General features: G+C 39.1%; 6 protein-coding genes and 1 pseudogene. 3 read left to right on the top strand and 4 right to left on the bottom strand.

Annotated elements, in window-relative coordinates; all coding sequences use genetic code 11:
* Nucleotides 1–25: 25 nt before the first annotated feature.
* Nucleotides 26–226 (bottom strand): helix-turn-helix transcriptional regulator, encoded by a 201-nt coding sequence (locus ABD909_RS06730; protein ID WP_345096889.1) that lies wholly within the window; start codon nucleotides 224–226, stop codon nucleotides 26–28.
* 210 nt (nucleotides 227–436) lie between these two features.
* On the bottom strand, nucleotides 437–1,603 hold the full coding sequence (locus ABD909_RS06735; RefSeq protein ID WP_345097197.1) for a tyrosine-type recombinase/integrase: 1,167 nt from the start codon (nucleotides 1,601–1,603) through the stop codon (nucleotides 437–439).
* Between the two features lie 168 nt (nucleotides 1,604–1,771).
* Here ABD909_RS06735 and ABD909_RS06740 point away from each other — a divergent pair.
* Nucleotides 1,772–2,023: pseudogene (locus ABD909_RS06740) on the top strand (hypothetical protein); the annotation flags it as partial.
* A 35-nt stretch (nucleotides 2,024–2,058) separates the two neighbouring features.
* On the opposite strand, the gene ABD909_RS06745 reads toward ABD909_RS06740, so the two are convergent.
* Both ABD909_RS06745 and ABD909_RS06750 read right to left on the bottom strand, forming a co-directional pair.
* A complete protein-coding gene (locus ABD909_RS06745) occupies nucleotides 2,059–2,343 on the bottom strand; it encodes an addiction module antidote protein (protein WP_019220277.1) in 285 nt (94 codons plus the stop codon).
* Nucleotides 2,324–2,632 carry a type II toxin-antitoxin system RelE/ParE family toxin gene (locus ABD909_RS06750; protein WP_345097199.1) on the bottom strand — a complete coding sequence of 103 codons (309 nt, stop codon included), beginning with the start codon at nucleotides 2,630–2,632 and terminating at the stop codon, nucleotides 2,324–2,326. Before ABD909_RS06750 ends, ABD909_RS06745 begins: the two co-directional genes overlap by 20 nt.
* A gap of 357 nt (nucleotides 2,633–2,989) precedes the next feature.
* On the opposite strand from ABD909_RS06750, the gene ABD909_RS06755 reads away from it, so the two are divergent.
* Together ABD909_RS06755 and ABD909_RS06760 are read left to right on the top strand one after the other, a co-directional pair.
* Nucleotides 2,990–4,156, top strand: a complete 1,167-nt coding sequence (locus tag ABD909_RS06755; protein WP_345097198.1) for a tyrosine-type recombinase/integrase — start codon at nucleotides 2,990–2,992, stop codon at nucleotides 4,154–4,156.
* Nucleotides 4,157–4,366: 210 nt separating this feature from the next.
* Nucleotides 4,367–4,567: a helix-turn-helix transcriptional regulator gene (locus ABD909_RS06760; RefSeq protein ID WP_015856732.1), complete on the top strand. Its 201-nt coding sequence runs from the start codon at nucleotides 4,367–4,369 to the stop codon at nucleotides 4,565–4,567.
* Nucleotides 4,568–4,846 lie beyond the last annotated feature (279 nt).

The following is a 4,846-nucleotide window of genomic DNA, read 5'->3' on the forward strand; positions in this document are numbered from 1 at the left end:
TCTGTCCTTACGTGACAAGGTTTTTTTATGCCGCATCACTTTGACGTTGCTGTTTTGCTTGTTCGATGACATTGATAAGATCCGATTGTAACCAACGCGATAAGAAACCAAATTTTAAAGGTTTTGGTAAAGAGCCATTGGTCACATGACGTCGGAAAGTTGAAACACTCATATGAAGCAATTTTGCACTTTCACGGTCAGTTAAAAGAACATCGTTTTCTGTCATTATAATTTCCTTTCAAATATTAAAAAATGAGAACAAATCATGCCTATTTATTAAACACATTTTGGTTCATTTTTTAAGGTATTTTATTCATAGAAAACAGTATTTTATCATACATTTTCTGATGTGATAATTTATGAGTCTTATTGAGATGATATGAGAGAAGAGAGAGAAAAAGTTATCCACAGATAATGGGGTTATGCTCCCCATATCTTAAGCTTGACCTGTCACATAAGCGGCCCATTTATCCATATAGACACGGCGCTGTTCTAGATAATCAGTACGACGATAGGCACGCTCTACTTGTCCTCCTACCGTATGAGCTAGAATGGTTTCAGCAACCTCATAGGGGGCATCGGTTGTTTCAGCCAGCCAATCGCGTAAACTAGAACGAAATCCATGGGGGCAGGCATCAAGCCCAATTTTTTGCATGTATTGAGCCATACAACGTTCAGCAAGGGGACCGCGACCGGTTGCAGAAAAGAAGAAATCATTGCGAGAAAGCAAACGCGCTTGTTTTAAAATATCTAATGCTTCTTTTGATAAGGGGACGCGAAATTCTGTTGTAGCATCACGTCTTCCTTTCATATTCTCAGCAGGGATAGTCCATATATCCCCATCAACTTGATCTTCACGAATATGGCGCAAAGGAAAAGTACGAACACCTGTCAAAATAAGCAAACGCAAAGCCAGATATGTTATGGTTGTTGTTTTACAAAGCGTCTGATAAAAAGCGGGCACATCTTTCCAATCCATGGCTGGTCTATTCGTGATCTTATGGCGTTGTTTACCTAATAAAGCTTGTGCTTTTTCGGTTGCTTGTAAATCAACATCCAATCCTAATGCAGCCGCATGTTTGAGACAAAGTTTGAGACGCATCAATGCTGTTTTAGCAGTTTTAGCTTTTGAATGCCAAATAGGGGCAAGGGTATTGCGTATCTCTGTTTGGGTAATCTCTGAAACCGGCAGACAGCCTAATTTGGGAAGAATATGAAGGCGTAAAGGTAAAAACCAACTTCCATTCTTACCATCTCCTTTTAATTCAGCTTTACGACTTTCAAAAGCATCTAGTGCAATGTCTTTTAAGTAATGAAGATTGCTTATTGCCTCACGTTTTTGTTTGTTGCGTTCTTTAATGGGGTCACGCCCCTCACGTAAAACAGAACGCCACCCAGTTGCCAATTCACGGGCTTGTTTTAAAGAAACATCTCGCAACGCTCCCAAACCCATTTCACGACGGCGCCCGTGAATGGTATAACGGTAAATCCATTGAGCACCCCCATCTTTACGCTTATGAAGTAACAAGCCGGCACCATCATTATATTTGCCAGCCCCCAATGTTGCGACAGATCTTGCATTAAGACGGTTCATAAGGACCATTTTTACTCCTTTCTTATACAAATTTTATCCACACACTCATCCCGCTTGTGATGTGCAAATGAGTGATTTTGATTGATTCAAGATAGAGAGATTTGAAATGAGAGAATCCTACGTTATTCGGGGTTCTCATTCAATATGAATAACGCTAGATTATCATTATAAATCAATGCTTTGATCACTTCGATAAAAGCGTTTGTTAAGACAGCGTTTTCGGAAGCAAAATTGAAGATTGGCAGTACCTATGGAGGGAATGAATACAGCGAAAAAGATATAAAAGCTCAAGGAACGCAAGATTTTACGCCAACAGATCAAAAGGTTTTTGTTGGGGATGATAAGGAAACCACCCTTTATGCAACCCGTGACAAAACAACAGCAGCTGGTGAATGCGTTGTGGTCGTACAATTTGTGACAAATCACTAAAATTAAGGGGAGAGATCGCTTAACTCCCCTTAGATTTATGAGTTGCAAGATTGTACAGAGAGTTGCAAATTAAGGGCAGATAAGACAGCGACTAAGGTAGAAAGCTTGGGGTCACCCGTTTTACTTAAGGAGCGATATAATCCACTGCGTTCGCGATTGGTTTCTTTTGCTAAGGCACTCATATTTTGGGCTCTGGCAACGATACCAAGAGCATCGGCAATATGAGCAGCATCACCGGTTTTAAGAGCTTCATTGAGAAAAATTTGCTGTGACTCAATGTCTTTAAGATATTCTTCGGGTTTAAATGGAGTTATTTTCATCACTGTATTCCTCTTTTAATTTTAACGCTTGTTCAATATCTCTTTGCTGCGTTGATTTATCTCCACCGCATAACAAAAGGATAAAATCAGAGCCTTTTTGGGTAAAATAAATTCTATAACCAGTCCCATAGTGGATACGTAATTCACCTATGCCATGAAAGAATTTAACATCACCCAAAAGTCCTTGTTTTAAGCGTACAACACGTTGAAGAATAATAGCTTTAACGCTTTTATCTTTAAGTTTCTTAAGCCAAGTATCAAATTCTATCGTTTTATGAATGAGCATTATATGAGTACTATAGTACACATGATATATAATGTCAAGTTAGTTTTAATTTTTGTATTTCATTGAAAGGTATTTTGGTGGCGCGTCACTATATCACAATCAAGACCGGTGGACCGATACCGGCTAGTCAAAATGTTTATCGTCACAGAAGAACACTTTCCCACCTGGTGTCGGTCATTCAAGATGCAACATATTGATTTATAATGATAATCTAGCGTTATTCATATTGAATTAGACCCTCGAATAACGTAAGATTCTCTCATTTCAAATCTTTCTATGTTGCATCAATTAAAATCACTCATTTGCACATCACAAGCGGGATGAGTGTGTGGATCAAATTTGTATAAGAAAGGAGTAAAAATGGTCCTTATGAACCGTCTTAATGCAAAGTCTGTCGCAACATTGGGGGCTGGCAAATATAATGATGGTGCCGGCTTGTTACTTCATAAGCGTAAAGATGGAGGTGCTCAATGGATTTACCGTTATACCATTCATGGTCGGCGCCGTGAAATGGGCTTGGGTGCTTTAAGAGATGTCTCTTTAAAGCAAGCCCGTGAATTGGCAACTGGGTGGCGTTCTGTTTTACGTGAAGGACGTGACCCCATTAAAGAACGCAACAAACAAAAGCGTGAGGCAATAAGCAATCTTCATTATTTAAAAGATATTGCTTTAGATGCCTTTGAAAGTCGTAAAGCTGAATTAAAAGGGGATGGTAAGAATGGAAGTTGGTTTTCACCTTTACAACTTCATATTTTACCCAAATTAGGTTGCCTTCCCGTTTCAGAGATTACCCAAACAGAGATACGCAACACGCTTGCCCCTATTTGGCATTCAAAAGCTGCAACTGCAGAGAAAGCATTGATACGTCTTAATCTTTGTCTCAAACATGCGGCTGCTTTAGGTTTGGAAGTTGATTTACAAGCTGTAGAAAAAGCACGGGCTCTCTTAGGGAAACAACGCCATAAAACGCAAAATATACCTGCCATGGATTGGAAAGAGGTCCCTGCCTTTTATCAGTCACTCTGTAAAACAATAACAATGACACATTTGGCATTACGTTTGCTTATTTTGACAGGCGTTCGTACACGTCCTTTGCGTTATATCCATAAAGATCAAGTTGATGGGGATATATGGACAATTCCTGCTGAAAATATGAAAGGAAGACGTGATGCTGCAACAGAATTTCGTGTCCCTTTATCATCAGAAGCATTAGAAATTTTAAAACAAGCACGATTGCTTTCTCGTAATGATTTCTTCTTTTCTGCAACTGGTCGGGGTCCTCTTGGTGATAGTTGTATGTCAAAGTATATGCAACAGATTGGACTAAACGCATGCCCCCATGGCTTTCGCTCTAGTTTACGCGATTGGCTTGCTGAAACAACCGATGCCCCCTATGAGGTTGCTGAAACTATTCTAAGTCATACAGTAGGAGGACAAGTAGAGCGTGCTTATCGTCGGACTGATTATTTGGAACAGCGCCGTATTTATATGGATAAATGGGCGGCATATGTTACAGGTCAATCTTAAGATATGGGGTGCATAACCCCATTATCTGTGGATAACTTTAGCTCTCTCTTCTCTCATATCGTCTCAATTAAACTCATAAATTATCACATGAAAAAATGTATAATAAAATACTGTTTTCTATGAATAAAATACCTTCAAAAATAAACCAAAATGTGTTTAATAAATAGGCATGATTTGTTCTCATTTTTTTACTTTTGAAAGGATTCTACCATGATAGAAAATGATATTCTTTTAACTGACCGTGAAAGTGCAAAATTGCTTCATATGAGTGTCTCAACTTTCCGTCGTCATGTGACCAATGGCTCTTTACCAAAACCTTTAAAATTTGGTTTTTTATCACGTTGGTTACAATCGGATCTTTTGAATGTTATCGAACAAGCAAAACAGCAACGTCAAAGTGATGCGGCATAAAAAAAACCTTGTCACGTAAGGATGGACAAGGCTTTTCATTTTCACACGAAGCTTATGAATAGCAGAGTCCGTCCTATGATGCAATCATTATAGGATCAAAAATATGTCTTCTTTTACAAATGCTCGAGGCATTACACATGCCTTGCATGGGATTTGGCATGGGCGTTATGGAACAGCCCGTTGTCCAGCCCATGATGATCAATTGCCTAGCTTATCCCTTGCCAATGGAAATGATGGGCGTCTCTTACTCTATTGTTATGCTGGCTGCTCTTTTAGAGA

It is taken from the genome of Bartonella acomydis (assembly GCF_039543025.1).
Taxonomy (GTDB): Bacteria; Pseudomonadota; Alphaproteobacteria; order Rhizobiales; family Rhizobiaceae; genus Bartonella; species Bartonella acomydis.

What these genes read in the sequence shown, in the direction of transcription:
- ABD909_RS06745 (WP_019220277.1), bottom strand. Translation starts at nt 2,343, where the DNA reads ATGAAAATAACTCCATTTAAACCCGAAGAATATCTTAAAGACATTGAG.
- ABD909_RS06735 (WP_345097197.1), bottom strand. Translation starts at nt 1,603, where the DNA reads ATGGTCCTTATGAACCGTCTTAATGCAAGATCTGTCGCAACATTGGGG.
- ABD909_RS06755 (WP_345097198.1), top strand. Translation starts at nt 2,990, where the DNA reads ATGGTCCTTATGAACCGTCTTAATGCAAAGTCTGTCGCAACATTGGGG.
- ABD909_RS06760 (WP_015856732.1), top strand. Translation starts at nt 4,367, where the DNA reads ATGATAGAAAATGATATTCTTTTAACTGACCGTGAAAGTGCAAAATTG.
- ABD909_RS06730 (WP_345096889.1), bottom strand. Translation starts at nt 226, where the DNA reads ATGACAGAAAACGATGTTCTTTTAACTGACCGTGAAAGTGCAAAATTG.